Source organism: Brevibacterium sp. AGC70, from assembly GCF_057334195.1.
In genome coordinates, this window is the sequence record NZ_JBHFIH010000019.1 from 14,416 (window position 1) to 39,248 (window position 24,833).

The following is a 24,833-nucleotide window of genomic DNA, read 5'->3' on the forward strand; positions in this document are numbered from 1 at the left end:
CTGCGGTTCACATTGACTCCCTACGGTTGACCCATGCGCCGATCGATTCTCTTCGCGGTTGGAGCGCGTGCAATCCGTTCGCTGACAGCCGCGCGCTCCCACAGAGGACGCTTCCCCACCCTCGACCAGAACAGTGCATTCCTCGGCCCTGAACCTCGCGGCAAGGACGCGAGGAAATGGCATATCCGAGACAAACGCAAACTCTCGAGCCGACTGCGGGAGTTCTTCATCTACTCCCCCGCGCTCGGTCGAACCCTCGGAGTACGCGTGCTGCTGCCTGGAATTCCGCAGGAGATCAGCCCGGTCATCCACCTCTATCACGGGGGTGGGGACGACTTCCGATCATGGACGGACTTCGGGTCCGCCGAGGAGCTCACACTCGACTCGCCCTTCCTGGTCGTCATGCCCGATGCGGGAGCCGGCACCTACTCTCGTGTGGCAGTCGGCAGCGAGGTCCACGACTGGCCGACCTTCCACACCAAGGAGATCCCTGACTTCCTGCGCAAGACCTTCTCCGTGGACTTCGCACCGGAGAACCAGCTCCTGGCGGGACTGTCGATGGGCGGATACGGGGCGATGAAATACGCAGCCTGGCACCCAGACCGCTACAGCTGGGCAGCAGCCTTCTCCTCCCCACTCGACCCTTTGTCTGCGGTCCCTGCCTTCGACATCATCGCCATGCGGGAGGGCGCGAAGTCGATGACGCTGTTCGGCGATCCCGTCACCGACCGCAGTGAATGGATCGCCAACTCCCCCTACGGCCTCGCGGAGAACCTGAATGGCCTGAACCTGTGGCTCAGTGCAGGGTCCGGAAGTCTCGAAGAGTCAAAAGATCGTGACCTCCTCGAATCGATGGTCAATCAGCAGGGCGAGCGCTTCTCTGCGCGATTGAACTCGCTGGGCATCCGCCATTCGTGGTTTCCCCGCACGACTGGCCTGCACAACTGGAACAGTTGGGAACGAGAGCTCGGCGCTTGGCTGAAGACCCTGCGACGTCAGCGTGACTATGCCAGCTCCGATCACCGCAGCATCGAGCGCCGAAGTGGCGGCGTCGATGACCGCCGAGGTGGCCCCCGCGTCGCAGACGGTGGCGAATTCTCCTATCTCACCGGGCATGCCCTCTTCGATATCCACGGATGGCGGGTCGAGATCTCGCGACGCCGAGCTCAGATCGTGTGCTTCGGCTCCGTCAGCACGGCTGGATTCTCCCTGACTGGGACCGGAAGCTTCCGGGTACGCACGCCGGGCCTGTACGAACCCGGTCGCCGATACGACATCTCCGTCACCGGGCCGACAGGCTCGAACGACTATCCGCAGCGCGCCGACAAGAAGGGGCGCCTGACGTTCACCGGGCGCTTGGCTGCAGCCATGCACGACCCGATCATTCCGGGCAAGCGCACTCAGCACTTCACGACGGTGGGGCAGTCCGAGGTCACGACGGTGCGCATCGCGTCGACGCCGGATGAATCGTCGGCACCGGCACGAGCCATCGAATCAGACACCTCGCCACGACCTGCCCCAGCAGACGCCTCGCTGCGAGCCGCAAGGTCAGCCGAAGACGCAGAGGAAACAACAGATGTGTCGGAATCGGCACATGTCGATGACGGATCTCAGACACCTACTGTCTATGGTTATAACGGTCACAACATCGTGACCGTCTTTCCTCCATCTGATTGAACCTTGACTTCGAGAGGTCACCCATGAAACGCGTACTCCCAGCCATCGCTCTCATCGCCGGACTGGCACTGACAGGCTGTTCGGGAGCTGACTCCCAGGACAGTCAGGCCGAAGAAGCAGGCGGCGCCGCACAGCCCGCCGCAGAAGAGACCCCCGAAGTACAGCAGCTCGACGAGAATCAGCTCAAGAAGATCATCGAATCCACAGATGTCGATGGTCAGTCGTTCAAGTCCGTCGATATCGGGGCGGCTTCCGGCAGCGAAGCGATCAAGGCCCTCGAAAGCGCCGAGTACGAACCTGCTGAGTGCAAGGACCTCGCAATGTCTGCTCTCAACGCCGCTGAGGCGAGCAACGGCACCACCCTCGCTGGAACCTCAGCGGACAACACAATGAGCGTCGCGCTCATGAGCCTGGCCGACGAGGATGCCGCCGGTTCACAGCTGAAGAACTCGACCAAGGTCGCCGAGAAGTGCAGCGACGTGACCATCAAGTCACAGGGCATCGAGATGACGATGTCCTACGAGTCCTTCGATGCCACTGTCGAAGGCGCTGACGAGAGCGTCGGCGTCCGTGCCAAGATCGGTGCCGGCGGTCAGACCGTCCTCGACACCGACACCGTCACCAGCCGCGTCGGCAACAACATCGTCACCGCCGCCAACATCGCCGATACCGGGGATGAGGAAGCGGTTCCCAAGACCGCGAAGACGTTCGTCGACGCCGTCAAGAACGCGAACTGAGCAGTCTCAAGAACGCGAATTGAGCGTCGGTCGCAGAGCGCTCCAGCACTCCTGCAGCCGCGTCGCCCACCAGTCGAATCGTCCCGGATCCACCGCCAGCCTCTCCAGGCGCTGTGGGTCCGGGACGATTCGCGTCACCGGGATCTGACCGTCGACAGGACTCAGGCTGAGATCCGCGCTCACCACATCCTCGGCGAAGAGCCTTCCAGTACCCAGGCCGCAGGCCGGGTGCTCACCGAGGATTTCGCGGCTCGCAGGTGTGCGCGGCAGCGTGGCCGCCAACTGGGCCCCGGCGGCCAATCCGACAGATGACTCCAATGCCGATGACACAACAGCCGGCAGACCGCAGGCTTCGATGATCGAACGTGCGGCAGCGATCCCACCCAGCGGCTGGACCTTGACGATGACAACCTCGGCGGCTCCCAGCTCTGCCACTCGCAGGGGGTCCTCGGCCTTGCGAATCGACTCATCAGCGGCCAGGACCACAGGCAGTCCATCGAGTTTCTCCCGCAGCCGCGCCATGTCTTCGACTGCCGCGACGGGCTGTTCGAAGTACTGCAGGTCGAATTCCGCGAACTCGGCGCAGGCCCTGAGCGCCTCGGGCAGCGTATAGCCGGCATTCGCATCGAGTCTCAGCGTCGTTGAGGGAAACAGACGTCGAAACTCTCGCAGCCGCTCCAAGTCACCGGGCAGGGAGTCGATCCCATGTTCGGCCACCTTCGCCTTGACCGTGCCGACGGGTCCGTAGCGGGCCAGGATCGACTCGACTTCGGAGGTTGCACACGCGGGCAGGGTCGCGTTGACGGCCACTGATCGGACGGCGGCGGCTGACCGACCTGAGGTGTCAGCCAAGTGACCGACGGCACTGGATCCAGCCTCGGCGACTCCCGGCAGCAGTCCTGCGAATTCGAGAGCGGCTCTCAGCCAGCGTGAGGATTCGGCTGCATCGTATTCGGTGAAAGGGGAGAACTCCGCCCACCCATCGGGGCCTTCGACGAGCATGATCTCGCGCTCGGTGATCCCTCGGAACCGGGTGATCATGGGGAGTTTGAGAACCTGGAAATTCGGCACGAGTTCAGCGATCGACTCGGGGATCTGCTCCGTATCAGCCATGGAGCAACCATATCGGTCCGGTGACAGGCGATAGGGTTGGGGCCATGACGGTTTCTGAAATCTTTGACCCCTCCCAGTGGCGTGAAGTATCCGGATTCGACTTCACCGACATCACCTATCACCGCGCGGTCAAACCCGACGGCACTGACCTGGGGTGCGTGCGCATCGCCTTCGACCGTCCCGATATCCGCAACGCCTTCCGCCCCCACACCGTCGACGAGCTCTATCGAGCCCTCGACCACGCCCGCCAGACCTCGGACGTCGGCGCGGTCCTGCTCACTGGCAATGGCCCCAGCTCACGCGACGGCGGCTGGGCCTTCTGCTCCGGCGGCGATCAGCGCATCCGCGGCCGTTCGGGCTACCAGTATGCCTCCGGGGAGACTCGCGAGTCCGTGGATCCGGCTCGTGCCGGCCGCCTCCATATCCTCGAGGTCCAACGACTCATCCGCACCATGCCCAAGGTCGTCATCGCCGTCGTCCCGGGTTGGGCTGCCGGCGGTGGCCACAGCCTCCATGTCGTCTGTGACATGACGATTGCCTCGCGCCAGCATGCGAAGTTCAAACAGACCGATGCCGATGTCGGCTCCTATGACGCCGGCTACGGCTCTGCCTACCTTGCGAAGATGGTCGGACAGAAGAAGGCACGGGAGATCTTCTTCCTCGGCCGCACCTACTCTGCCCAGGACATGGCTGACATGGGCGCCGTCAATGAGGTCGTCGACCACGAAGATCTTGAGACCGCAGCCCTGACCATGGCCAAGGAGATCCTCGGCAAGTCCCCCAATGCCCAGCGGATGCTGAAATTCGCATTCAACCTCGTTGATGACGGTCTCATGGGCCAGCAGGTCTTCGCAGGTGAGGCTACCCGTCTGGGCTACATGACCGACGAGGCGGTCGAAGGTCGTGACTCCTTCCTTGAGAAGCGTGACCCCGACTGGTCCCCCTACCCCTGGTACTACTGAGCGCCCCCCGCCACATGAACACACAGCCCGTTGCGGATCTGCCCAGTGCGATCGATCGAGCCTTGGACGGCTGCTCGATCCTCGTCCTGCCCCGAACTCGTGAAGCTGCCATCACCGAGGTGGCTCCCAGTCAGTGGACGGGTGATGGCCGGGCGCCGGCGCTGATGCTCTTCACCTCTGGTTCAACGGGCACCGCCAAGGCCGTCGCTCTGTCCGCCGAGGCGCTGACCACCTCGGCGCGGGCCACCGAACGAGCCCTGTCCGGACCCGGCGACTGGCACCTGAGTCTGCCCATCAACCACATTGCCGGGTTCCAGGTGGAGCTGCGAGCCCGGCTCGCGGGACGGGAACCGATCAGGTCTGCCTCGGCGACCTTCACCGCAGGTTCCTTCGCCGACGAGGCGCAGCAGCTGTTCGCACAGTCCGGCGAGCGACCGACCTACACCTCACTGGTGCCCACTCAACTGCACCGGATCCTTGCCGATGAGCGGGCCACTTTCGCTTCGGCGAAGTTCGACGCCATCCTCCTCGGCGGTTCCGCGATATCGCCGGCCCTGCTCGAACGCGCCGATGCACGAGGCCTGCACATCGTGCGCACGTACGGGATGAGCGAGACCGCAGGTGGGTGCGTGTACAACGGGGTTCCCTTCGATGGTGTCGAGATCACGATCACCGAGTCCTCGACGATCGACCTGCGCGGTCGCGTCGTGGCCGATTCCTACGTCGAGATCACGGCTGAGGGCCGCATCGGCCCCATCGACAACCCGGGCCTGACCACCAACGATGACGGCACACGGACCATTCACACGAGCGATCTGGGTCGGCTCGACGAAGGGGTGCTCACGGTGCTCGGCCGATCCGATGACATCATCGTCTCCGGGGGCACGAATGTCTCTCCTCATGCCCTTGAGACGGGACTGCTGCCCACCTGGCAGCACCATGGGATCGCCGAGGTGCTCGTGACCTGGGTGCCCGATGAGGAGTGGGGCAAACTGCTCGTCGCCCTCGTCCGCATCGATGCTCAGGCGCCCGACACCGTGGTTGGGTCCATAGGCTCACCGCGTGAGTTCGCGCGGAGTCTGGGCGGACTCGACCACGGTATGCACGGGCACCTGCTGCCTCGACTGGTCTTTCCCGTCACTGAGATCCCCAATCGGTCGATCGGCAAACCCGACCGACAGGCTGCGGCCCGGCTTGCCGCCGAGCTGGCTGAGACAGAGAACCACAGAGTTCCGTCGCCCGAATACCCTAACAAGTGAACTACCGGTAATATGAGACGGTTCGAATTCTTATGAGGAAGGTATCCCGCCCAATGGCAACTGCCGCGCAGTGGATCTCCGGAGCCCGACTACGAACATTGCCTTTGGCTTTTGCCCCTGTTCTCATCGGCACCGGCGCCGCAATCGGCTCCGTGGGCGGCTTCACCTCCTTCATCATCGGCGACTACACCCGCAACGGCCACGACCATTCGCTGCCGCAGATCTTTCTCCGAGCGGTGCTCGCCCTCCTCGTCTCCCTCTGCCTGCAGATCGGGTCGAATTTCGCCAACGACTATTCCGACGGCGTCCGCGGCACCGACGATGTCCGCGTCGGTCCCGTGCGTCTCACGGCGACGGGCCTCGCCGAGCCGAACGCCGTCAAGCGTGCCGCTTTCCTGTTCTTCGGCATCGCCGGGGTCGCCGGAATCGTGCTCGTCCTCATCTCACAGGCGTGGTGGTTCCTCATCGTCGGCGCCGCCGCCGTGGCTGCCGCCTGGTTCTATACTGGCGGCAAGAAGCCCTACGGATACATGGGGCTGGGCGAGGTGTTCGTCTTCGTATTCTTCGGCCTGGTGGCCACGCTGGGCACGATGTGGATGCAGGTCGGCGGACTCAGCCTCAGCGGCTGGGCCGGTGCGATTGCCATCGGTTCGCTCGCCTCGGCAGTGCTCATGGTCAACAACCTGCGCGACATCCCCACCGACATCGAAGCCGACAAGATCACCCTGGCTGTTCGCCTCGGCGACAACCGCTCACGGATCGCATTTGCGAGCCTCGTGCTCGTGCCCTTCGCACTGCTGGTCCTGGCGATCCTCGACGGTCATCCGGCCGTAGCACTTGCCATCCTCGCGCTGGTGCCCGCCCTCAACCCGTTGAAGACGGTGCTGCGTGGAACCACAGGCACCGGGCTCATCCCACCGATCAGATCGACGGGCCTCACCGCTCTGGCCTTCGCCGCCCTGATGGGCCTGGGCCTGGCGCTGTAGCCTAGGCCCGGCGCTGTAGCCTAGCCTGGCTCAGTTCCCTTCGTCGACGATACGGTCTTCCGCATCTTCGTCGACGCTCGTGCGCTTAGGAGCCGTTTCCCGCTTCGCAACGCGCTTCTCGATATCCGCGGCCACCTTGGCGCGCATGCCGCCCAAGAAAAGGTAGCTGAGGATGGCTCCGATGACGATTGCCGCCATCGCCATCACGAGGTTGAACCCGAGGAATGGCTGCAGAATCAGCCCAACGGCGACGATGATGCCCAGACGAGCCAATGTATAGATCCAGAAGTTGCGCATTGCACCTATTTTAGTCCGTCCACATCAGTGATTCATCACTGCCTGTGTGGGCGGGTGTTCAGGTTCGTGGACTATCCTGGGTGCATGGCTCGAATACTCATTGCCGCGATCGTCCTGGCGGCAGCGGTCACACTGTACGGACTCTTCGATTGCCTTCTGCGCGACCGTGGTCTGATCCGAGTCCTGCCCAAACCCGTGTGGGCGATCATCATTGTGCTGATCCCCGTGATCGGCTTCGCCCTCTGGTTCTTCTTCGGCCGTGGGACTGAGGACAAGCCCTCAGCAGCACCTCGTCAGCGGGGCCCCAGCGCCCCAGACGATGACGATGACTATCTGCGCAAAGTCGATCGCGACGTCAAGTTGGGAAAGCACGCTCCCGAGGCGCAGAAGCCCGAGGACAAGACCCCCGGCGCAGCAGATGACATCGGCGACGATGCCTCTGCCGATTCCGACACTCATTCCGCCGACACTGACGAACACGGTTCGGGCGGTTCCACCGGCGACGGACGCGGCCACTCGAACTGAGCGCTGGCCCGCACTTTCTCTCGTCTGACCGGCGCTGAGCGGGCCGCGGACTGAAGTTCAGCGGGCCAGGACTGAGGTCAGCGGGCCGCGGGTTTGAGGCTGAGCGGGCCGCGTTGCCTCACGCTGAGAGCTTTACCTCACGCTGAGCGGGCTCTGCAGAGTCTCCGAATGCTCCTGCTCTGAGGCTCACGCAGTGTGTTGGACACTTACCGACCGTGCACAGACATCGGACTGCATGAGGGGCCTCTCTGCAGCCGATTGGAACCTCTGCGGCATGCAAGAACATCGCGCAGGCAGCAGCTGGTGCGTAGTCCAAAGACTGTGCTTGGACTGCAGAGAGTCGTAATCAGGCGCATCGTCCGGAGACCAACCCTGGAACGGCGTGACTCAGGTGAGATCAGCCTCGGCGCTGGCTGCAGCTCGGCTCAGGCTGCTGTGCGGCCCTGACCGCAGATCAGCCGAGTCCAGAGTACGAGTGCAGGCCGTTGAAGTACATGTTGACGACGGTGAAGTTGAAGATCACCGTGGCGATGCCGATGAGGTTGAGCACTGCGACCTTTGTCGGTCCCCAACCGCGTGTGGCGCGGGCATGCAGGTACGCGGCGTAGATGACCCAGACGACGAACGTCCAGATCTCCTTCGAGTCCCAGCCCCAATAGCGGCTCCAAGCCACCTCGGCCCAGATGGCACCGGCGATGAGGGTGAACGTCCACGTGATGAATCCGACTGCGGCAATCGTGTAGGAGAACCGTTCCAGGTCGATGCTCGCGGGCATCCGACGCATGAACCGCAGCCACTTCGGGTCCTTGGTCTCCTGTGCGTTCTTCAGCATCTGGAACACTGCGAGGATCGCGGAGATGTAGAGCAGCGAAGTCGACAGGATTGCGATGGGTACGTGTATGGCGATCCAGTACGAGTCAAGCGCCGGGATGAGCTTCGCGGCTGGTGTGTAGAAGACCGTGATGGCCAGGCCCAAGCACAGCAGCACTCCTCCGGCCACGATCGTTCCCAGGTAGCGGATGTCCTTCTTCACATTGACGATGAGGAAGACGATGACGGTGATCACGGTGGCAGTGAGGACGTATTCCATCATGTTGCCCCACGGCACACGCATCACCGACAGCGCGCGAGTGAGCACAGCGGCCACGTGAAGAAGGGCGGCAAGGACAAGGAGCGAGGTGCCGATCCTCGCCCCGCGCCGAGGCTTCTCCTTACCTGTTCCGGCCGAGATCTCAGCCGAAACGTCGGTCTGCGGCGGGTCGAGGAGTGCCGTGGTGGCCTTCCTGTTCGTGCGTCGCACATGAGAGGGCTTGGCGGCACTCGTCGCACCGGCTTCGGACTGCTTGAGTTTGCGCCCGCCGAACAGGTCGAAGGCGTAGAAGATCATAGCGACGGCGTAGACGACCATCGCCGAGATGATGAGCTGGTTCGACCACATTGCGAGGTCAGTGTTGACGTCCATACATCCTCCGCACCAGTGGTGCTCTTCCATTGCGTCGTGGGTGTTGCTGTGATGTGGCTGTGCCAGGCCGGCCCTCGTCGGGGACGACCCGCGACAATTCTACTCCGCGTAGTACCTAAAGCGAATCATTCGTCTCCACTGGCATTCCGATCTCGGGCTTTCCGACCCCGAACGCTCCGATCCGGGGCCTTCCGTGCGACAAGTTCGTCAGTTCAGCTGGTCGGAACCATCGTCAGTTCCTCTGGTCGGAATCATCGTCAGGATCATCGTCTGAATCGTCGGCGAGGTCCTTCGCGAGGTCCTTCGCAGCCCGTTCGACCAGCTGGTCCTCGCCGCGGGCCAGAGCCGCAACTTCGGCCTGGCCGTCCTTGATGCGCACCCACATGCGTCGGCGTGGGATGAACAGGGACAGACCAAGACCCAGCAGCACGGCGATCGCGCTGACGAGCATCAGGCCCTGTGTCGGGTCTTGGGAGATGTCGACGGCGATGTAGCGTTTGACCCCGTCGAAGGTCACCGATCCGCCGTCGGGCAGCTTCTGGGTCTCTCCCTCGGCGAGTTGGATGAGCAGAGGGTTGCCAGCGGCGTCGGTCATCTCCGTCATGTTCTCGGCATCGATCGTGTACACCGACTGCGGGGTTCCGTCGTCAAGGCCGAGGTCACCGGTGTACCCGCTCATCACGAGGTAGGGATTGCGCAGTTCGGCGAAGCTCGAGACGAGCTCGCCGTTCTCGTTCTGGGTCGCCGTCGGCAGGAACACACCGACGAAGCCCATCTGAGTTCCCGCGGCGTCGGGTACCTTGATGACGCCTTCGGAGGTGTAGCCCGGGTCTCCGCCATCGGGTATGAAAACCTGCGGGCCAGATTGCACGACCTGGCCCTTGGCGTCCTTGACCGTGACCTCCGGAGCGTAGCCGTTTCCGGTCAGATATACACCCGTCCCGCCCACGCGCACAGGTTCATTGACGCGCAGCGTGTGCTTCTCGCTCTTCCCATCAGCGGTGGCCGTGACCTTCGCATCGAAGGTCCGGGGCTGGCCGAATTGGCTGCCCGGAGCCTGATCATCGAAGGTGGATTCGAAGCTGTCGAGCTTGAGCCGGAAATCCGGCAGGTGGTTGGCATCGTAATAGGAGCCCGGTTCGAACGAGTCGTAGGCGACCAGAGAGTTCGTGAAGGTCTCACCCTCGACGAGGATCCGCTGGCCCTGATAGCCGAACAGGGATCCGATCGCCATCGTCAGCGTCGCGACGAGAAGGGCGATATGGAAGACCAGGTTGCCTGTCTCGCGCAGGTAGCCGCGTTCGGCAGCCACGTGATCGTCGTGGCGCACGGTGCGGTAGCCGAGCTTCTTCAACCGGGCCTGGGCGGTGTCGAGGAAGTCCTGGTCTGCGGCTTCGCGGGATTCGGCTGATCCGGTCGCCGAGGTGAAGGACTCATATCCGGGCATCCGACCCAACCGCCTCGGCGCCTTGGGTGGGGCCGAACGCATGGCCTTCCAATGCTGGGCCGAGCGTGGGATCACGCAGCCGATCAGCGAGATCATGAGGAGGAGGTAGATCGCGGAGAACCAGATCGAGGAGTACACGTCGAACATCTGGATCGTGTCGAGGAACTGCCCCCACGCACCATTGGCTTCGAGGAACGTGGTGACCCGCCCCGGATCCTGAATACGCTGCGGCAGCAGGGAGCCCGGGATTGCGGCCAAAGCCAAGACGAGCAGGAGGATCAGTGCCACCCGCATCGTCGTCAGCTGACGCCACGCCCACCGGCACATGCCGATGAACCCAAGCTGCGGCTGGGTCACACCGGACATGTGACTGCCAACCTGCGTGCTGTTGTCAGCCTTCTTGTCGGCGGTCTTCTTCGCCACTAGATCACCACTTCGAAATCATAGATCAGACCCTGCAGAGAGGTCATCCACGCGTTCCACAGCCCGGAGGCCATGAGAACGCCCAACACGATGAGCATGATGCCGCCGGCACGGACGATCGCCGTCTGGTGTCTGCGCACCCAGGTCAGGCGGCCTGCACCCTTGTGGATCGCCACCGCCAGGAGAATGAAGGGAATGCCCAGTCCCAGGCAGTAGACGAACGCCAACAGTGCGCCGCGCCAGATCGTTCCCTCGCCGCCGAAGCTGACCGACATCGACAGAACTGCCGACAGCGTCGGGCCCACGCACGGGGCCCAGCCCAGGGCGAAGGTGGCGCCGAGCACGGGCGCGCCCCAGAGGCCTGCCTGAGGGCGAGCTCGGATCCGGTGCTCGGTCTGGAGTAGGCCGAAGCCGCCCATGAACACAAAGCCGGCGATGATGACGACGACGCCGAGGATCCGGATGAGTAGTCCCTGCCACTGTGAGAACAGTGCGCCCAGGGCCGAGAATCCTGTCCCCAGCAGGACGAAGACGATGGTGAACCCGAGGACGAACAGTGCGATACCGACAACGACCCGCCAGGTCTCCTTGTCCTTGAGGGAGGATCCGCTCAGCCCGGTGACATACCCGACATAGCCGGGGACCAGCGGCAGGACGCAGGGTGAGGCGAAGGAGACGAGTCCGGCCAGTGCGGCCGCACCGGCGGCCAGAAGCAGCGGCCCGTCGAGAACCGTCTGGGCGAAGTCCGCCCCGATTCCACTCACTCCGCCTGCACGTCCTCGATGAGTCCTTTGAGCGTCGACTCATCGACCTCTCCGACGACTCGAGCTGCGGCGCGACCCTTCGCGTCGAGGACGACGGTAGAGGGTGTGGCCTGCGGCGGGAGGACCCCCGAGAGCAGAGCCACCATGTCGCCGTTGGTGTCGAGCATGTTCGCATAGGGAATCTGGTAATTCGAGACGAAGGCGTTGGCTGCGGCCTCCTGGTCGCGGACATTGACGCCGAGGAACTGGACCTCGTCACCGAATTCCTCGGCCAGTGACTTCAGCGCCGGGGCTTCCTTCCGGCACGGTGGGCAGGCCGCGTACCAGAGGTTGATGACGACCGGGGTAGGCCGCAGATCGGCCAGCGACATCGGCTTCCCGTCGAGTGTCTCGAAGTTCAACTCCAGAGGCTCCCCGCGTTTGTCCTTGGCCACCTGGGACACGACACCGGAGCCGGACACATATCCTTGATCGGATCCGGCCTGATCGGCCAGTTCGTCATTCTCACTGCACGCGCTGAGAACCACAGCGGTGCCAGCGACCAGTCCGGTCAGGAGGGTGCGACGGTTCATCGGGTTGGTGCGGTCGAACCGATTGGGGCGGGCATTCATGCTCCCGCCACCGCTTGCCCGGGCTGCAGATCTGCACAGATGCTCTCGTAACTCACGGATACAAGTGTGGACGATTCGAATGTGAAACTGGTGATAGATGCCAGGTCACACTCCCGTTTCCGAGGGTCGTGGACGAGCGAGCGCTCCTCCCCCGCCAAGCGTGTCATCCAGATCGGAAGCTGATGGGAGACGATGACGCCCGCGGCCTCGTGTCCATGCTTGGCGAGTTTTGTGCGCAGACTGGCCATGCCTGCCTGCATCCGCAGAACGATCTGTCTGTAGGGCTCACCCCAGGACGGTGTCAGCGGGTTGTACAGCCGGAGCAGATTGCGCGGTTCGGCCAACATGCGACTATTGACCTTCTGGCCTTCGAAGGAGTTCGCCGCTTCGATCACGCGGTCATCGGTGAAGACCGGCAGCTCGAGTCGCTGGCGCAACGGGGCGATCGTCTGCTGCGCCCGCAGCAGCGGGGAGCACACGAGCTCGACCGGGGGCGCCGAAGCTGCGGCGAAGTGCTCGCCGACCCGTCGGGCCATCTCGTGGCCGCGTTCGGTCAGACCGAAGTTCGGCAGCCGTCCGTAGAGGATGCGCTCCGGATTGTCGACCTCCCCGTGCCTGACCAGGTGGATCGTCGTCATCAGTTCCCCTGCGTGTTCGGTACACTCGCTGCCGCCTTGGCTGCGGCCGGCACTGCCGAGATGATCCGATCGAGGATCTCATCGGTGTGGGCGTAGGAGAGGAACCAGGCTTCGAAGGCGCTCGGCGGCATGTGGATGCCCGCCTCCAACATGGCGTTGAAGAACGCGGAGTAGCGCCCGACGTTCTGCGTCCGCGCGTCGTCGTAGTTGATGACCTCATGGTCGGTGAAGAAGACGGAGAACATCGAATTCGCCGACTGAATGGTGTGCGCCACACCTTCAGCCTCCAGCGCAGACGCGACTGCGGGGCGCAGAATGTCCGCAGCGCGGGAGATGTGGGAATACACATCGAGTTCGGTCGTGAGCTTCAGCGTGGTCAGACCGGCGGCAGTGGCCACAGGGTTTCCGGACAGGGTTCCCGCCTGGTAGACCGGGCCTGTCGGTGCCAGATGCTCCATCACGTCGGCACGTCCGCCGAAGGCCGCGGCCGGGAAGCCGCCGCCCATGACCTTGCCGAAGGTGAACAGGTCAGCAGGTCCCTCCGGGTAGCCGAGTGATTCGGCCTCATAGCCGTACCAGCCTGCGGCCGAGACGCGGAAGCCTGTCATCACTTCGTCGCTGATCATCAGAGCACCGTGGGCCTTGGTCAGGCGACGGATGGTGTTGGTGAAGCCGTCGCGAGGAGGCACGACGCCCATGTTGCCCGGGCTCGCTTCTGTGATGACGCAGGCGATCTCATCACCGTGTTCGGCGAAGACGGTCTCCAGTCCGGCTGCGTCGTTGTAGTCGACGACGATCGTGTCCGAGGCCTGTGCACCGGTCACACCCGGGGTTTCGGGCAGGGAGAACGTCGCCAGACCGGATCCGGCCTGGGCCAGAAGCGCGTCGACGTGTCCGTGGTAGCACCCGGCGAACTTCACGATCTTCGCCCGGCCCGTGTATCCGCGGGCCAATCGGATGGCGCTCATGGTCGCCTCGGTGCCCGAGGACACGAGCCGGACCTGGTCAACGGGCTCGACTCGGGCGACGATCTCTTCGGCGAGTTCGACCTCGCCGGTTGACGGGGTGCCGAAGGAGAAGCCCTTGACGGCGGCTTCCTGCACAGCCGCGACCACCTCGGGACGGGAGTGGCCCATGATCATCGGACCCCACGAACCGATGAGGTCGATGTAGTCATTGCCGTCGGCGTCGCGCAGCCATGCTCCGGTCGCCGAGGTGATGAAGCGCGGGGTGCCTCCGACGGCTTTGAAGGCCCGCACCGGTGAGTTCACTCCACCGGGGATGACATGTTCGGCGCGCTCGAACAGCGCAGTCGACTTCGCAGTCTCGTGTTTCATGGGTTCTCCTGAAGAGGTCGCCGGATCGGTGGTCGGTTCAGATGTTAGTCGAGTCGGTGAGCTCAGTTCGCAGACGTCGAAGGTTCGGCATCGGTCGGTGGTGAATCGACGGGCCCCTGGCCGATCTCACGCATGTGGGCGGTGACTTTGCCGAACACACGCCCCAGGGTCGCCATCTCCTCTGGCTCGAGCAGATCGACGAGGTGGTCACGGACGCCTGCCACATGAGTGGGAGCCATCGTCACGAGCAGCTCCCAGCCGGCATCGGTCATCTGGCAGTTGACTCCGCGTCCATCTTCGGGAATCGAGAAGCGCTCGAGGAGGCCCTTCTTCTCCATCCGAGCCACACTGTGCGTCAGACGTGAACGCGACATCGTCGTGTCCATAGCGAGCAGAGCCATGCGCATCGTCCGGTTCTCATGTTCGCTCAGCCGCACCAGGATCTCGTATTCGGGCATGCCGATGTTGTGGTGCTCCCGCAGTTCCTTGTCCAGCTGAGTGGTCAGCAGCTGGGATCCGGTGAGATAGCTTCTCCAAGCCCTCTGATCGGCGCCGCTGAGCCATCGTGGTTCGCTCATCAAAGTGCCCCGTCCTGCGTCTGCGCGGTCAGGCGCTGCGCGACCTCTGTGGCCCAGTAGGTGAGGATCGCGTCGGCTCCGGCACGCTTGAAGGCGATGAGGGATTCCTCGATTGCGCGGTCGCGGTCGATGGCTCCGGCGGAGGCCGCGAATTCGATCATCGCGTACTCCCCCGACACCTGGTAGGCCCACACGGGCACCGGCGACTCACAGGCCACCTCGGCGAGGACGTCAAGGTAGGGCATGCCGGGCTTGACCATGACGATGTCGGCACCTTCGGCCAGGTCGAGGTCGAGTTCGCGCATGGCCTCGCGGCCGTTCGCAGGGTCCTGCTGGTAGGTCTTGCGGTCGCCTTGGAGCTCCGAATCCACGGCTTCGCGGAACGGACCGAAGAACGCCGAAGCGTATTTTGCGGAATAGGCCATCACGACCACGTCGGTGAAGCCTTCGAGGTCCAGTGCCTCCCGGCAGGCCGCGACCTGACCGTCCATCATCCCGGAGAGTCCCACCACGTGGGCTCCGGCCCGAGCCTGCGCCACAGCCATGGAGGCGTAGCGCGTCAGGGTTGCGTCGTTGTCGACGCCGCCCGCGGAATCGAGGACACCGCAGTGTCCGTGAGAGGTGAACTCGTCGAGGCACAGATCGGCCATGATGACCGTCGTATCGCCGAGGTTGTCCCGCAGCAGCGTCAACGCTCGGTTGAGGATGCCCTCGGGATCATCGGCCTGGGAACCGTCATTGTCCTTGTGCTCTGGAATTCCGAACAGCATCAGTCCGCCGACACCGGCGTCCACAGCTTCGTTGGCTGCCTCGAGCAGGGAATCCAGGGTGTGCTGGACGACGCCGGGCATGCTGGTCAGCGGTGCTGGTTCGCTCAGCGTCTCCTTGACGAACATGGGCAGGATGAGATCGGCCGGGTGCAGGCGCGACTCGGAGACGAGCCGGCGCAGGGCCGGTGTCGTCCGCAGGCGGCGGGGCCGAACAGTTCCGGGGACCAATGTCATGTCAGGCCTTCTTTCTGCGGCGTTTCTGGCTGGGTCGCGTCGGGGTGGTTCCCGCCGCCAGGTCGTCTTCGCGTGCGGACATCGCGAATTCGACCAATCCGTCGATGAGGGAGGTGAGGTTGGCTTCCTCGGCGAGGACGTCGACTCGCAGGCCGTGTTCAGCCGCGGTGTTCGCCGTGGCGGGTCCAATGCAGCAGATCACCGAGGTGGCTGCCGGCTTTCCGGCAATCCCGACGAGGTTGCGCACCGTGGAGGAGGACGTGAAGAGGAAGGCGTCGAAATCACCGGCCTTGATGGCTTCCCGGATGGGAGCCGGAGGCGGCGAGGCGCGCACGGTGCGGTAGGCCGTGACGTCGTCCGGGTCCCAGCCCTTCTCCAGGAGACCGGCCACGAGCACCTCGGTGGCGATGTCGGCGCGCGGCAGGAGCACCGTGTTCATGGGGTCGATGTCGTCGACGTAGTCCGGCCAGGCCGCAGCGAGGCCACGGGCCGAGTGTTCTCCGTCGGGGACGAGGTCGGGGGTGATGCCCCAGTCGATGAGTGAAGCGGCGGTGCGACCGCCGACGGCCGCAACCTTGACACCGGAGAGTGAGCGGGAGTCGAGACCGAAGTCCTCGAACCACATGCGCACGGCGCGGACAGCGTTGACCGAGGTGAAACCCACCCATTCGTACGATCCGTCGACGAGGCCCCGGATCGCCTTCTCCATCTGAGTCGGCGTGCGCGGCGGCTGAACGGCGATCGTGGGGACAACGGTGCCGACAGCACCCAGCTCCCCCAGCGCCTCGGCGGTGGAGGTGCCCTGCTCCTTCGTCCGCGGGATGAGGACCTGCCATCCGAAGAGTGGCTTGGTCTCGAACCAGCTGAGCGCACCCCGCGATTCCACTCCCTGTCCCATGATGACCACCATACGATCTCCGCCGGACTGCGCCATCGTCAGGGCTTGCCCCAGGGTGGTCTCCACACTCGTCTGATCGGTTGTGGAGATGCCCCAGCCCAGGAGCACCTTCGTGTTCTCATCCCAGCCGTCGTCGAGCAGAGCGCGGATCGCCTGTTCCTGATCGGCTGTCGTGCCCGTGAGCACGTGGGTGGTGTTGCGGTGCCGGGACACGTCGACGTGGGTCTGAGGACCCGCCTCGATGAAACGGACCGAACGCACTCGGTTCGTCGTCAGCGCGGTGCCGGTGTAGGCGGAGGTGGCCGCCGAAAGTCCGACTCCGGGTACGATCTCGACGTCGACGTCGGCCTTGCGGCACACCGCGGCCTCTGCTGTCGTCGTCGTGAACAGGATGCCGTCATCGGAACTCAGCCGCACTACGGTTTTGTCTGGGCGAGCCAGCTCAGCCAGCTTGCGTCCCCGTGTCGAGGCCGTCGCACCGAGTTGAGCAGCCTCGATGATCTCGGTGGCCTGCGGAACGTAGGCGGTGACGATCTCAGAATGCACGTGGGTGTCGTAGACGACGATCTCGGCGTTTGCGAGGATGTCGGCGCCGCGAATCGTCATCAGACCCGACTCACCGGGGCCGCTGCCGATGAAGACGACGCGGGGTGAGACGGGCAGAAGACGTCGGGGCTGAACCTGGCCGGTAGTCATACCTGCTCCTGGACCTTGACAGGGGTGAGGTGATCCGCGGAGTGTGCGGGATCGATGCCGAGCTGTCCCAGCAGATCTTCTGCCGCTGCGGTGCCGAGTTCGTCGGCGAGCCGAGCGAGCTCCTTGCCTGTGATCGACAGCTGGTTCGCGCTGCTCGAGTCCAGATCCACGTCCGGAGTCATGGGCAGCGGAGCGCTCTGGCGAGTGCGGGCGAGGTTTCCGTCGTCATCGGCCATGACCGCGTCGACGACGAAGTCCGAGCCCTGGATTGTGGCCAGCGCACCGATGGGGGCAGAACATCCGGCCTCTGCCCGGGACAGGATCGCCCGCTCGCAGGTCACGGCCAGGTCGGTGGCCTCATCGTGGAGGCGCTTGAGCTGATCGCGGACCTCGGCATCGGCTGCCATGACTTCGTTGTCGAGGGCGAAGGGGCTGTCTGCTCCCCGCGTCTCAACGGCCAGGGCTCCCTGCCCGGGGGCGGGAAGCATCGTGTCGAAGTCGAGGGAATCGGTGGCCTCGGCCAAGCGGCCGATGCGGCGGACACCGGCCGCGGCCAGCACGACTGCGTCGAGCCGTCCGTCACGGACGTGGGCGATGCGTGTGTCGACGTTTCCGCGGACCCCGCGGACCTCGATATCGGGTCTCGCGGCGCGCAGCTGCACAGCACGGCGCGGGGAGCCGGTGCCGACGACGCTGCCTGCAGGCAGATCCGCAAAGCTCAGACCGTCCCGGCCGATGAGGACATCGGCGGGATCGACCCGGGGCGGGATCGCAGCCATCTGGATGCCGGCCTCGGGGGTGGTGGGCAGATCCTTGAGCGAATGCACTGCGATGTCGATCTTTCCCTGATGCAGTGCCTGCCGGACGGCGGAGACGAAGACGCCGGTACCGCCGAATCCGGTCAGGGGCGACATATTGACGTCGCCCTCGGTCACGACCTCGACGATCTCGACGCGCCAGCCGGTCAGTGCCGCCAACTGGTGGGCGATCGCCGTGGATTGGGAGCGTGCGAGCTTCGAGCGACGAGTGCCCAGACGGATCGTGCGACCGGAGAAGTGCTCGGGTTCGACGATGTCGAGGGTGTGGTCGGCAACGGGACGCACACCGTCGGCCTCAACGTGATTCGCGCTCGAGGCCGTGGCGATCTTGGTCTCTGGTTTCGCAATCGAGTGGGCGACCTTGTTCGTCGGCAGGTCGAACAGCTGCATCAGCGCCTGCGCGTAGTCGACGTCGGAGTCCGTGACGGCCAGTTCCTTGACCTTGACCGTCGGTGTGTGGATCAGCTTCTCTGCCACACGGTGCAGGGACTTGCGGATCTCGGCGAAGGCCTTGTCATCGACATCGGCGCCGATCTTCTTCTCCAGACGCTTCGTCTCAGCGGCGAGCACATCCTTGGCGTGGCTGCGCAGCGCCGTGACTGTGGGGGCGACCGATCGTTCCTTGGCACCGGACTCGAGCTTGGCCAGCTCTTCCTGAATGATCGCACGCACCGACTCGACGGTCTCGACGACCGCAGCGTCACGCTGGTTCGCGGAGCTGGTGAGCATGGTTCGGATCTCGGCAAGGCCGAAGAGTGCGACGTGTTCGAACTCGCGCACCGTGGGGTCGATGTCGTGGGGCAGGGCGAGGTCGACGAAGGCCTTGTTGGCTGCGCCCTTTGGGTTCTGGGACAGACCGGCCTGTATGTCCTCACGGGTGACCACGACTTCCCGGGCGCCGGTGCAGGAGATGATGAGGTCGGCGTCGGCGATCTCCTCGGCGAGGATCCGGGAGGTCAGTTCGCGGGCACGTCCGCCCACCTCGGCGACGAGGCGCTCTGCTTTGTCCACGGTCCGGTTGAGCACCGTGGTCTGCGCCACGCCCTCCTTGTGCAGGCTCGAGACGACAAGGCCGGACATCGCTCCGGCACCGATGACCAGAGCATTCGCGGCCCGCAGGGATCCGATGTGGGCCTGGGCGGCTTCGAGAGCGGCGCTGAAGAGAGAGCGGGCGACCTCGTCGAGTCCGGTCTCCGAATGCGCTCTTTTGCCCACCCGCAGGCTCTGCTGCAATGCATGCGAGAGGTCGGAGGTCAATGCTCCGGCCGACAGCGACTCGGTGAACGTCGAACGCAGCTGTCCCAAGATCTGGGCTTCGCCGATCGCCATGGAATCAAGACCGCAGGAGACCTTGAGCAGGTGCTCCAGGGCTTGAGCATCGTAGTGGGCGTAGAAATGCCCGGCGATGTCCTGCCATTCCTTGTCGATGGAGGAGACAAGGGCATTGCCGAGATCGGCGAGGCCTCCGTGGAAGGCGGTGACATCGGCGATGAGCTCCAAGCGGTTGCACGTCGAGAGAACCGCGAGTCCCTCCACATTGTCGCCGGCCAACGCGTCGGTGCGCAGTGCGCCGACCTCACCTGTGCCGAATGCGAGGGCGTCCAACATGTCGATCGGGGCCGACTGATGGGAAATGCCGAGAACCAAGAGAGTCAATTCCTGTGCTCCTCAAAACCTGGGTTGAGCGGTGCCGAATCTAGCGCCGAATAGTATGCGAGTACTTGCAGCTCACTGGCCAGATCGACTTGATGCACACGGATCGAATCCGGGGCGTCGAGCACGGTGGGTGCGAAGTTCAGGATCCCGCGCACGCCTGCCTCGGCGGCGATGTGCGCCGCCGCCGGTGCCGCGGATGCGGGTACTGCCATGACGACGAGGTCGATGTCCTCGGGCCAGGTGGCAAGTTCGGTGAGGTCTGAGACCGGCAGAGTGCCGATCACGGTTCCGATCTTGGCCTCATCGGTGTCGAAGATTGCGGTGAGTGAAAGTCCGCGGCGTTTGAATCCTGCGTAGTCTGCCAGGGCTGAGCCCAGGCGGCCGGCGCCGATGATGGCAACGGTGCGCGACCGGTCGAGACCGAGGAATGTGCGCAGAGTCGAGGCGAGATCCTCACAGGAGTAGCCGACTCCGCGCCGACCCGAGCGTCCCAGCTGGGACAGGTCCTTGCGCAGAATCGACGACGACACACCGCTGCGGGCCGCCAACGCCTCCGAGGAGATCGTTGACTGACCCGTTGCAGCGATCGTCTCAACCGTCTGCAGGTAGATCGGGAGTCGGGAGATGACGCGTTCGGGCACGTCCTTGCGGACGACCCCCTCAAAGCTGTTGGCGGACAGAATCTCGCCCACGAAAACGCGTCACTCCTTCAAACGATCTCATGCGCCCAGAGCCTCAAGGGCTCTCGACAGCCGGCCCGAATCGACCCGATGGAAGCTGTGCTGCCGGCCGTTGAGCAGGACCACTGGGACATCCCAGCCGTACTGCCCGGCAAGATCATCATCGGTATCGATGTCGATCTCACTCACACTGACGTCTTTGCCGGCCACAGCCTCGGCGATGGCATCCCTTGCGGTCTCGCACAGGTGGCAGTCGGCGCGCGTCAGGAAGGTCAATGTGACCACTGCACACTCCTCATCGGGCGACAACAAACCCCGCCGAATTCAGATTCGAGCGGGGGCGTAGGACCGTGTCCGGTCTTACTTCTTGTTGCGACGCTGGTGACGTGTCTTGCGAAGCTGCTTACGGTGCTTCTTCTTCGACATACGCTTGCGGCGCTTCTTGATGACTGAGCCCACGCGGGTACCCCTTGTGATCGTCGGTGGAGGTGAACATCTGGTGCCCACCCTTTGAACTAACCGTGCAATTCTATCGCCTGGGCCTCTGCTTTCCCAAAACTGTGTCCAGATCCACAGCGCCGCCGGCACGATCCGCGGATTGGCGGTCTCGCGATCCCCGGGCACGCGAGCCTCAGTCGAAGCAGGCGGCTGATTTCAGTCGAAGTAGGCGTCGAGGCCGAAGAACGGGAACAGGTTCTTGCGGGTGCCCATCACGGCGCGGTCGAGTTCGGATTCGGGGTCGAACCCGTTCGACCAGCGGGTGAATGTGCCGTCGAAGCCATCGGTCATCGACAGGGGTGCCTCCCGCCCGGTCTTCGTCTGCGCGTAGTTGGCCCAGCGGCCAGGAATGCGGGCACCTGGATCGATGTCGAGCCCTGCGGAGATGGCGAGCACGTTGGTCCACGCTCGGGGCACCACGTCGATGATCGCGTACCCCCCTCCCCCAGTCGCCAGCCATTTTCCGTCGGTGTATTCGGCGGCCAGGTCGCGGACCCATCCGGTGGCCACCCGCATCGCATCGACGCTCAGTCGCATGTGTGTCAGCGGGTCGCTGCGGTGTCCGTCGCAGCCGTGCTGGGAGATGATGATCTGCGGTTCGAATCCGCCGATGATCGCGGGGATCGTGGCGTCGAAGGCCCGCAGCCATTCCGCGTCGAGTGTGCGCGGCGGCAGTGCGATGTTCGCCGCCGAGGCGGCCGCGCGCAGTCCGCCGATGTCGGCAGGGAAGCCGGAGCCGGGGAACAGGAACTTCCCCGATTCGTGCATCGAGACTGTGAGCACCCGAGGATCATCCCAGAAGAACTTCTCAACGCCGTCCCCGTGGTGGGCGTCGAGGTCGATGTAGGCGATGCGCTCGTATCCCGCTTTGAGGAATTCGGTGATGGCGCCGGCGATGTCGTTGTACACGCAGAACCCACTGGCGTGGTCTGGCATCGCATGGTGCATTCCGCCGGTGAAGTTCACGGCGTGGCGGTAGTCCCCGGAGATGATGGCCCGCGCCGAGTCCACCGAACCCTGGAACAGCATCGCCGAGGCGGCATGCATGTTGTCGAACCCGGGAACATCCTCGGTGCCGATGCCGTACTTCTCCCCTTCCTCGTCGCTGAGTTCGGCACCGGTGCCGACCTTCTTCACCGCGGCGATGAAGTCGGCATCGTGGAGATTCGCCAGCGTGTCCTCTTCGACCTCACCGATGCCGTGAATATGAACGTTGTCGGCGTCGAAGAGGCCGAAGTCCATGGCCAATTTCGCAGTCAGATCAAGTCTGAGGGGGTGCATGGGATGGCTGGGACCGAAGTTGTACCCGGTCACCGCGTCGTCCCAGACGACATATACATCGCTATCGGCCATGAGCACCATGCTATATGGCACAGCTCACCTACAGAGATTCGCACGCTTCGGGATCTACCATAGAGTCTGTGTCCAAGAATTCCCCACAGCGCTTCGACCGGATCCTGCGCCCTGGCCGGTGGGTCCGCGACTTCGTCGACGACCTCGCCGTTGCCTCGCCCGCTCGCCTGGCGATCGGATCCTTCGTCGCGGTGGTGGCGTTCTTCGCGATCCTCCTGATGCTGCCCGCGAGCATGCGCGATCCCGGTTCGGTTCCCCAGGTCGAGCACATTGCAAACGCAGTGTTCGTGGCCGTCTCGGCCGTCTGCGTCACTGGACTGACTCCGGTGGTGACTGAGAACTACTGGTCAGACTTCGGGATCTCGGTCATCACCGCCGGAATCCAGGTCGGCGGCCTGGGCATCCTGACACTCGCCTCGGTGCTGGGTATGGCGGTCTCTCGGAGGCTGGGAGTCAGGCAGCGCCTCATCGCCCAGCAGGCCACCTCGGCGCTCAATCTGGGCCAGGTCGGCACCCTGCTGAAGACCGTTGTGATCACCATCTTCACCGCCGAGGCGATCCTTGCCGTGCTGTTCTTCCCACGGTTCCTCATGCGTGGGGAGGAGATCGGCGACGCCGTCTGGTATTCGGTGTTCTACTCGATCTCGGCATTCAACAACGCCGGCTTCACGATCCACCCTGGCGGAGGTGCCTATTTCGCCTCCGACCCGTGGATCCTCTCGCTGATCATGCTCGGCGTTTTCGTCGGCGCCTTGGGTTTCCCCGTTGTGCTCATGATCGCCATTCAGTGGAATCATCCGAGGAAGTGGGACCTGCACACGAAGCTGACGCTGACGACGACGACCGCAGTCCTGGCCATCGGGCTCCTGTTCCTCCTCATCTTCGAATCGGCCAACCCGGACACTCTCGGTGACAAGAATGCCGGGCACACCTTCGTCGAGATTCTGTTCATGGCAGTGATGCCGCGTTCAGGCGGATTCTCGACCATGGAGATTGCGGATATGAACCAGTCCTCGCACCTGCTCATGGACCTGATGATGTTCATCGGCGGCGGATCGTCGTCCACGGCAGGCGGCATCAAGGTCACGACCGTGGCTGTGCTGGTGCTGGCCGCCTATGCCGAGGCCCGCGGTCTGCAGGATGTGCATGTCTTCGGCCGGCGTCTGACATCGTCGACGATCAAGCTCTCGATCTCGGTTCTGCTCACAGGATCCATCATCGTCTTCATCGGCACCCTGGCGATGCTCCAGATCAGCGCCGAGCCGCTGGACAAGGTGCTGTTCGAGGTGATCTCCGCATTCGGCACCGTGGGATTGAGCTCCGGGGTCTCTGCCACGGTCAATGAGGCAGGCCTGTACTGTTTGTCCGTGATCATGCTTATCGGCCGACTCGGTACGATTACACTGGCGGCAGCCCTGTCCATGCAGGATTCGGCTCGCCTATACCGCTATCCCGAAGAAAGGCCAGTCGTTGGCTAACGAACACAACTCAATCCTGGTCATCGGACTCGGCCGCTTCGGGTCGTCGACCGCAGCCACGCTGGCGAAGTTGGGCCGTGAGGTCATGGCGATCGAGCACAGCGCCGAACTGGTCAAGGATTGGAGCGGAAAGCTCACCCATGTCGTCGAGGCCGATGCCACGAACATCGATGCACTGCGGCAAGTCGGCGCCGGTGATTTCTCCACGGCTGTGGTCGGCATCGGCACTTCGATCGAGGACAGTGTGCTGACGACGGCCAACCTCGTCGATCTGGGCGTGGGTCAGGTGTGGGCGAAGGCTATCTCCCCCTCACACGGCAAGATCCTCCACCGCATCGGTGCACACCATGTCCTCTACCCCGAATCAGATGCCGGCCGGAGGGTGGCGCACCTGGTGAGTTCGCGGATGATGGAGTACATCGAATTCGACGAAGGTCACTTCGCCGTCGTGAAGATGCGTCCCCCGCGTGAGATCCAGGGCTTCACTCTCAGCGAGTCCGGCGTGCGCGACAAGTACGGGGTCACGATCGTGGGCATCAAGAGCCCCGGTCGCGACTTCACATACGCTGAGCCCACGACCCGCGTCGGCAAGCAGGACCTGCTCATCGTCGCCGGCCACGTGGAGCTGCTGGGGCGCTTCGCCGGACGCCCGTAGGACAACTGGGCAGAGTGCAACTTCAGCCGCAGGCGAGGCGCGACCCGACGGGGAGCACTGTGAGCCGGCGCGAAACCGCGCGAGTTAGCGGAGAGCAGCGCGAGTTAGCGGGGAACCGCGCGAGCCGACGGGGAGCAGCGCGAGTTAGCGGGGAACCGTGCAGGCCGGCACCCTATGGGCAGGCGAACAGCACCAGCTTGCTGAAAGTGCATAGGTAGAGCACTTGTGCACTACTTATGCACTTATGCCAAGTGATTGCTTCGTAGCGGCGTCATAATGCT

24 protein-coding genes are annotated in these 24,833 nt (G+C 64.0%); 8 read left to right on the forward strand and 16 right to left on the reverse strand.

Annotation, left to right across the window (positions count from 1 at the left end; translation table 11 throughout):
* Positions 1-33: 33 nt before the first annotated feature.
* Together ACE03M_RS17735 and ACE03M_RS17740 are read left to right on the forward strand one after the other, a co-directional pair.
* Entirely contained in the window at positions 34-1,677 is a 1,644-nt protein-coding gene (locus ACE03M_RS17735) for an alpha/beta hydrolase (protein WP_485935366.1), read from the forward strand.
* Positions 1,678-1,700: 23 nt separating this feature from the next.
* A complete protein-coding gene (locus ACE03M_RS17740; RefSeq protein WP_485935367.1) occupies positions 1,701-2,414 on the forward strand; it encodes a hypothetical protein in 714 nt (237 codons plus the stop codon).
* A 6-nt stretch (positions 2,415-2,420) separates the two neighbouring features.
* Here the strand turns inward: ACE03M_RS17740 and ACE03M_RS17745 are convergent, their stop codons facing one another.
* Entirely contained in the window at positions 2,421-3,527 is a 1,107-nt protein-coding gene (locus tag ACE03M_RS17745) for an o-succinylbenzoate synthase (protein WP_485935368.1), read from the reverse strand.
* Between the two features lie 44 nt (positions 3,528-3,571).
* On the opposite strand from ACE03M_RS17745, the gene ACE03M_RS17750 reads away from it, so the two are divergent.
* The 3 genes from ACE03M_RS17750 to ACE03M_RS17760 are packed head-to-tail and all read left to right on the forward strand — an operon-like array spanning position 3,572 to position 6,734.
* Positions 3,572-4,489, forward strand: a complete 918-nt coding sequence (locus ACE03M_RS17750) for a 1,4-dihydroxy-2-naphthoyl-CoA synthase (protein WP_143922003.1) — start codon at positions 3,572-3,574, stop codon at positions 4,487-4,489.
* Positions 4,490-4,503: 14 nt separating this feature from the next.
* Complete coding sequence (locus tag ACE03M_RS17755) at positions 4,504-5,748, forward strand: AMP-binding protein (protein WP_485935369.1); 1,245 nt, start codon at positions 4,504-4,506, stop codon at positions 5,746-5,748.
* A 53-nt stretch (positions 5,749-5,801) separates the two neighbouring features.
* Entirely contained in the window at positions 5,802-6,734 is a 933-nt protein-coding gene (locus tag ACE03M_RS17760; RefSeq protein WP_485935370.1) for a 1,4-dihydroxy-2-naphthoate polyprenyltransferase, read from the forward strand.
* Between the two features lie 30 nt (positions 6,735-6,764).
* On the opposite strand, the gene ACE03M_RS17765 is transcribed toward ACE03M_RS17760, so the two are convergent.
* A complete protein-coding gene (locus ACE03M_RS17765) occupies positions 6,765-7,031 on the reverse strand; it encodes a DUF4229 domain-containing protein (protein ID WP_143922006.1) in 267 nt (88 codons plus the stop codon).
* Positions 7,032-7,115: 84 nt separating this feature from the next.
* On the opposite strand from ACE03M_RS17765, the gene ACE03M_RS17770 reads away from it, so the two are divergent.
* Positions 7,116-7,556, forward strand: a complete 441-nt coding sequence (locus tag ACE03M_RS17770) for a PLD nuclease N-terminal domain-containing protein (RefSeq protein WP_143922007.1) — start codon at positions 7,116-7,118, stop codon at positions 7,554-7,556.
* A 454-nt stretch (positions 7,557-8,010) separates the two neighbouring features.
* Here the strand turns inward: ACE03M_RS17770 and ccsB are convergent, their stop codons facing one another.
* The 14 genes from ccsB to ACE03M_RS17840 all read right to left on the reverse strand — a co-directional run bounded on the left by ccsB (position 8,011) and on the right by ACE03M_RS17840 (position 22,428).
* Positions 8,011-9,018, reverse strand: a complete 1,008-nt coding sequence (ccsB, locus tag ACE03M_RS17775) for a c-type cytochrome biogenesis protein CcsB (protein ID WP_485935371.1) — start codon at positions 9,016-9,018, stop codon at positions 8,011-8,013.
* Positions 9,019-9,250: 232 nt separating this feature from the next.
* The gene (gene resB / locus ACE03M_RS17780; protein ID WP_485935372.1) at positions 9,251-10,888 is read right to left on the reverse strand and encodes a cytochrome c biogenesis protein ResB; all 1,638 of its coding nucleotides are present in this window, start codon (positions 10,886-10,888) and stop codon (positions 9,251-9,253) included.
* Entirely contained in the window at positions 10,888-11,643 is a 756-nt protein-coding gene (locus ACE03M_RS17785) for a cytochrome c biogenesis CcdA family protein (protein WP_143922332.1), read from the reverse strand. Before ACE03M_RS17785 ends, resB begins: the two co-directional genes overlap by 1 nt.
* A gap of 5 nt (positions 11,644-11,648) precedes the next feature.
* A complete protein-coding gene (locus tag ACE03M_RS17790) occupies positions 11,649-12,263 on the reverse strand; it encodes a TlpA family protein disulfide reductase (RefSeq protein WP_485935373.1) in 615 nt (204 codons plus the stop codon).
* The gene (locus ACE03M_RS17795) at positions 12,260-12,901 is read right to left on the reverse strand and encodes a histidine phosphatase family protein (RefSeq protein ID WP_485935374.1); all 642 of its coding nucleotides are present in this window, start codon (positions 12,899-12,901) and stop codon (positions 12,260-12,262) included. Before ACE03M_RS17795 ends, ACE03M_RS17790 begins: the two co-directional genes overlap by 4 nt.
* A complete protein-coding gene (gene hemL, locus ACE03M_RS17800; protein ID WP_485935375.1) occupies positions 12,901-14,238 on the reverse strand; it encodes a glutamate-1-semialdehyde 2,1-aminomutase in 1,338 nt (445 codons plus the stop codon). Before hemL ends, ACE03M_RS17795 begins: the two co-directional genes overlap by 1 nt.
* Before the next feature lie 62 nt (positions 14,239-14,300).
* Positions 14,301-14,816 carry a MarR family winged helix-turn-helix transcriptional regulator gene (locus ACE03M_RS17805; protein ID WP_485935376.1) on the reverse strand — a complete coding sequence of 172 codons (516 nt, stop codon included), beginning with the start codon at positions 14,814-14,816 and terminating at the stop codon, positions 14,301-14,303.
* Positions 14,816-15,820, reverse strand: coding sequence for a porphobilinogen synthase (gene hemB, locus ACE03M_RS17810; RefSeq protein WP_485935377.1), 1,005 nt, complete (start codon positions 15,818-15,820; stop codon positions 14,816-14,818). The genes ACE03M_RS17805 and hemB overlap by 1 nt, the downstream gene beginning before the upstream one ends.
* A 1-nt stretch (position 15,821) precedes the next feature.
* Positions 15,822-17,414 (reverse strand): bifunctional uroporphyrinogen-III C-methyltransferase/uroporphyrinogen-III synthase, encoded by a 1,593-nt coding sequence (locus ACE03M_RS17815; RefSeq protein ID WP_143922014.1) that lies wholly within the window; start codon positions 17,412-17,414, stop codon positions 15,822-15,824.
* Entirely contained in the window at positions 17,411-19,888 is a 2,478-nt protein-coding gene (gene hemA / locus ACE03M_RS17820; RefSeq protein WP_485935378.1) for a glutamyl-tRNA reductase, read from the reverse strand. The genes ACE03M_RS17815 and hemA overlap by 4 nt, the downstream gene beginning before the upstream one ends.
* Positions 19,885-20,580 (reverse strand): redox-sensing transcriptional repressor Rex, encoded by a 696-nt coding sequence (locus ACE03M_RS17825; RefSeq protein WP_485935379.1) that lies wholly within the window; start codon positions 20,578-20,580, stop codon positions 19,885-19,887. The genes hemA and ACE03M_RS17825 overlap by 4 nt, the downstream gene beginning before the upstream one ends.
* A 27-nt stretch (positions 20,581-20,607) precedes the next feature.
* Positions 20,608-20,853 (reverse strand): glutaredoxin family protein, encoded by a 246-nt coding sequence (locus tag ACE03M_RS17830; protein ID WP_485935380.1) that lies wholly within the window; start codon positions 20,851-20,853, stop codon positions 20,608-20,610.
* A gap of 75 nt (positions 20,854-20,928) precedes the next feature.
* Positions 20,929-21,027: a 30S ribosomal protein bS22 gene (locus ACE03M_RS17835; protein WP_009882927.1), complete on the reverse strand. Its 99-nt coding sequence runs from the start codon at positions 21,025-21,027 to the stop codon at positions 20,929-20,931.
* Between the two features lie 195 nt (positions 21,028-21,222).
* Positions 21,223-22,428: an acetoin utilization protein AcuC gene (locus ACE03M_RS17840; RefSeq protein WP_485935754.1), complete on the reverse strand. Its 1,206-nt coding sequence runs from the start codon at positions 22,426-22,428 to the stop codon at positions 21,223-21,225.
* A 59-nt stretch (positions 22,429-22,487) separates the two neighbouring features.
* On the opposite strand from ACE03M_RS17840, the gene ACE03M_RS17845 reads away from it, so the two are divergent.
* On the forward strand, positions 22,488-23,897 hold the full coding sequence (locus ACE03M_RS17845; protein WP_485935381.1) for a TrkH family potassium uptake protein: 1,410 nt from the start codon (positions 22,488-22,490) through the stop codon (positions 23,895-23,897).
* A complete protein-coding gene (locus ACE03M_RS17850; protein WP_485935382.1) occupies positions 23,890-24,552 on the forward strand; it encodes a potassium channel family protein in 663 nt (220 codons plus the stop codon). The genes ACE03M_RS17845 and ACE03M_RS17850 overlap by 8 nt, the downstream gene beginning before the upstream one ends.
* The last annotated feature ends 281 nt before the right edge of the window (positions 24,553-24,833 follow it).

Excerpts from the sequence above, each read along its gene's own strand:
- ACE03M_RS17815 (WP_143922014.1), bottom strand. The coding sequence starts at position 17,414 with ATGACTACCGGCCAGGTTCAGCCCCGACGTCTTCTGCCCGTCTCACCC.
- ACE03M_RS17840 (WP_485935754.1), bottom strand. The coding sequence starts at position 22,428 with ATGGTGCTCATGGCCGATAGCGATGTATATGTCGTCTGGGACGACGCG.
- ACE03M_RS17760 (WP_485935370.1), top strand. The coding sequence starts at position 5,802 with ATGGCAACTGCCGCGCAGTGGATCTCCGGAGCCCGACTACGAACATTG.
- ACE03M_RS17755 (WP_485935369.1), top strand. The coding sequence starts at position 4,504 with ATGAACACACAGCCCGTTGCGGATCTGCCCAGTGCGATCGATCGAGCC.
- ACE03M_RS17745 (WP_485935368.1), bottom strand. The coding sequence starts at position 3,527 with ATGGCTGATACGGAGCAGATCCCCGAGTCGATCGCTGAACTCGTGCCG.
- ACE03M_RS17805 (WP_485935376.1), bottom strand. The coding sequence starts at position 14,816 with ATGAGCGAACCACGATGGCTCAGCGGCGCCGATCAGAGGGCTTGGAGA.
- ACE03M_RS17740 (WP_485935367.1), top strand. The coding sequence starts at position 1,701 with ATGAAACGCGTACTCCCAGCCATCGCTCTCATCGCCGGACTGGCACTG.
- ACE03M_RS17750 (WP_143922003.1), top strand. The coding sequence starts at position 3,572 with ATGACGGTTTCTGAAATCTTTGACCCCTCCCAGTGGCGTGAAGTATCC.
- ccsB (WP_485935371.1), bottom strand. The coding sequence starts at position 9,018 with ATGGACGTCAACACTGACCTCGCAATGTGGTCGAACCAGCTCATCATC.
- hemB (WP_485935377.1), bottom strand. The coding sequence starts at position 15,820 with ATGACATTGGTCCCCGGAACTGTTCGGCCCCGCCGCCTGCGGACGACA.
- ACE03M_RS17795 (WP_485935374.1), bottom strand. The coding sequence starts at position 12,901 with ATGACGACGATCCACCTGGTCAGGCACGGGGAGGTCGACAATCCGGAG.
- hemL (WP_485935375.1), bottom strand. The coding sequence starts at position 14,238 with ATGAAACACGAGACTGCGAAGTCGACTGCGCTGTTCGAGCGCGCCGAA.
- ACE03M_RS17790 (WP_485935373.1), bottom strand. The coding sequence starts at position 12,263 with ATGAATGCCCGCCCCAATCGGTTCGACCGCACCAACCCGATGAACCGT.
- ACE03M_RS17765 (WP_143922006.1), bottom strand. The coding sequence starts at position 7,031 with ATGCGCAACTTCTGGATCTATACATTGGCTCGTCTGGGCATCATCGTC.
- ACE03M_RS17770 (WP_143922007.1), top strand. The coding sequence starts at position 7,116 with ATGGCTCGAATACTCATTGCCGCGATCGTCCTGGCGGCAGCGGTCACA.
- ACE03M_RS17735 (WP_485935366.1), top strand. The coding sequence starts at position 34 with ATGCGCCGATCGATTCTCTTCGCGGTTGGAGCGCGTGCAATCCGTTCG.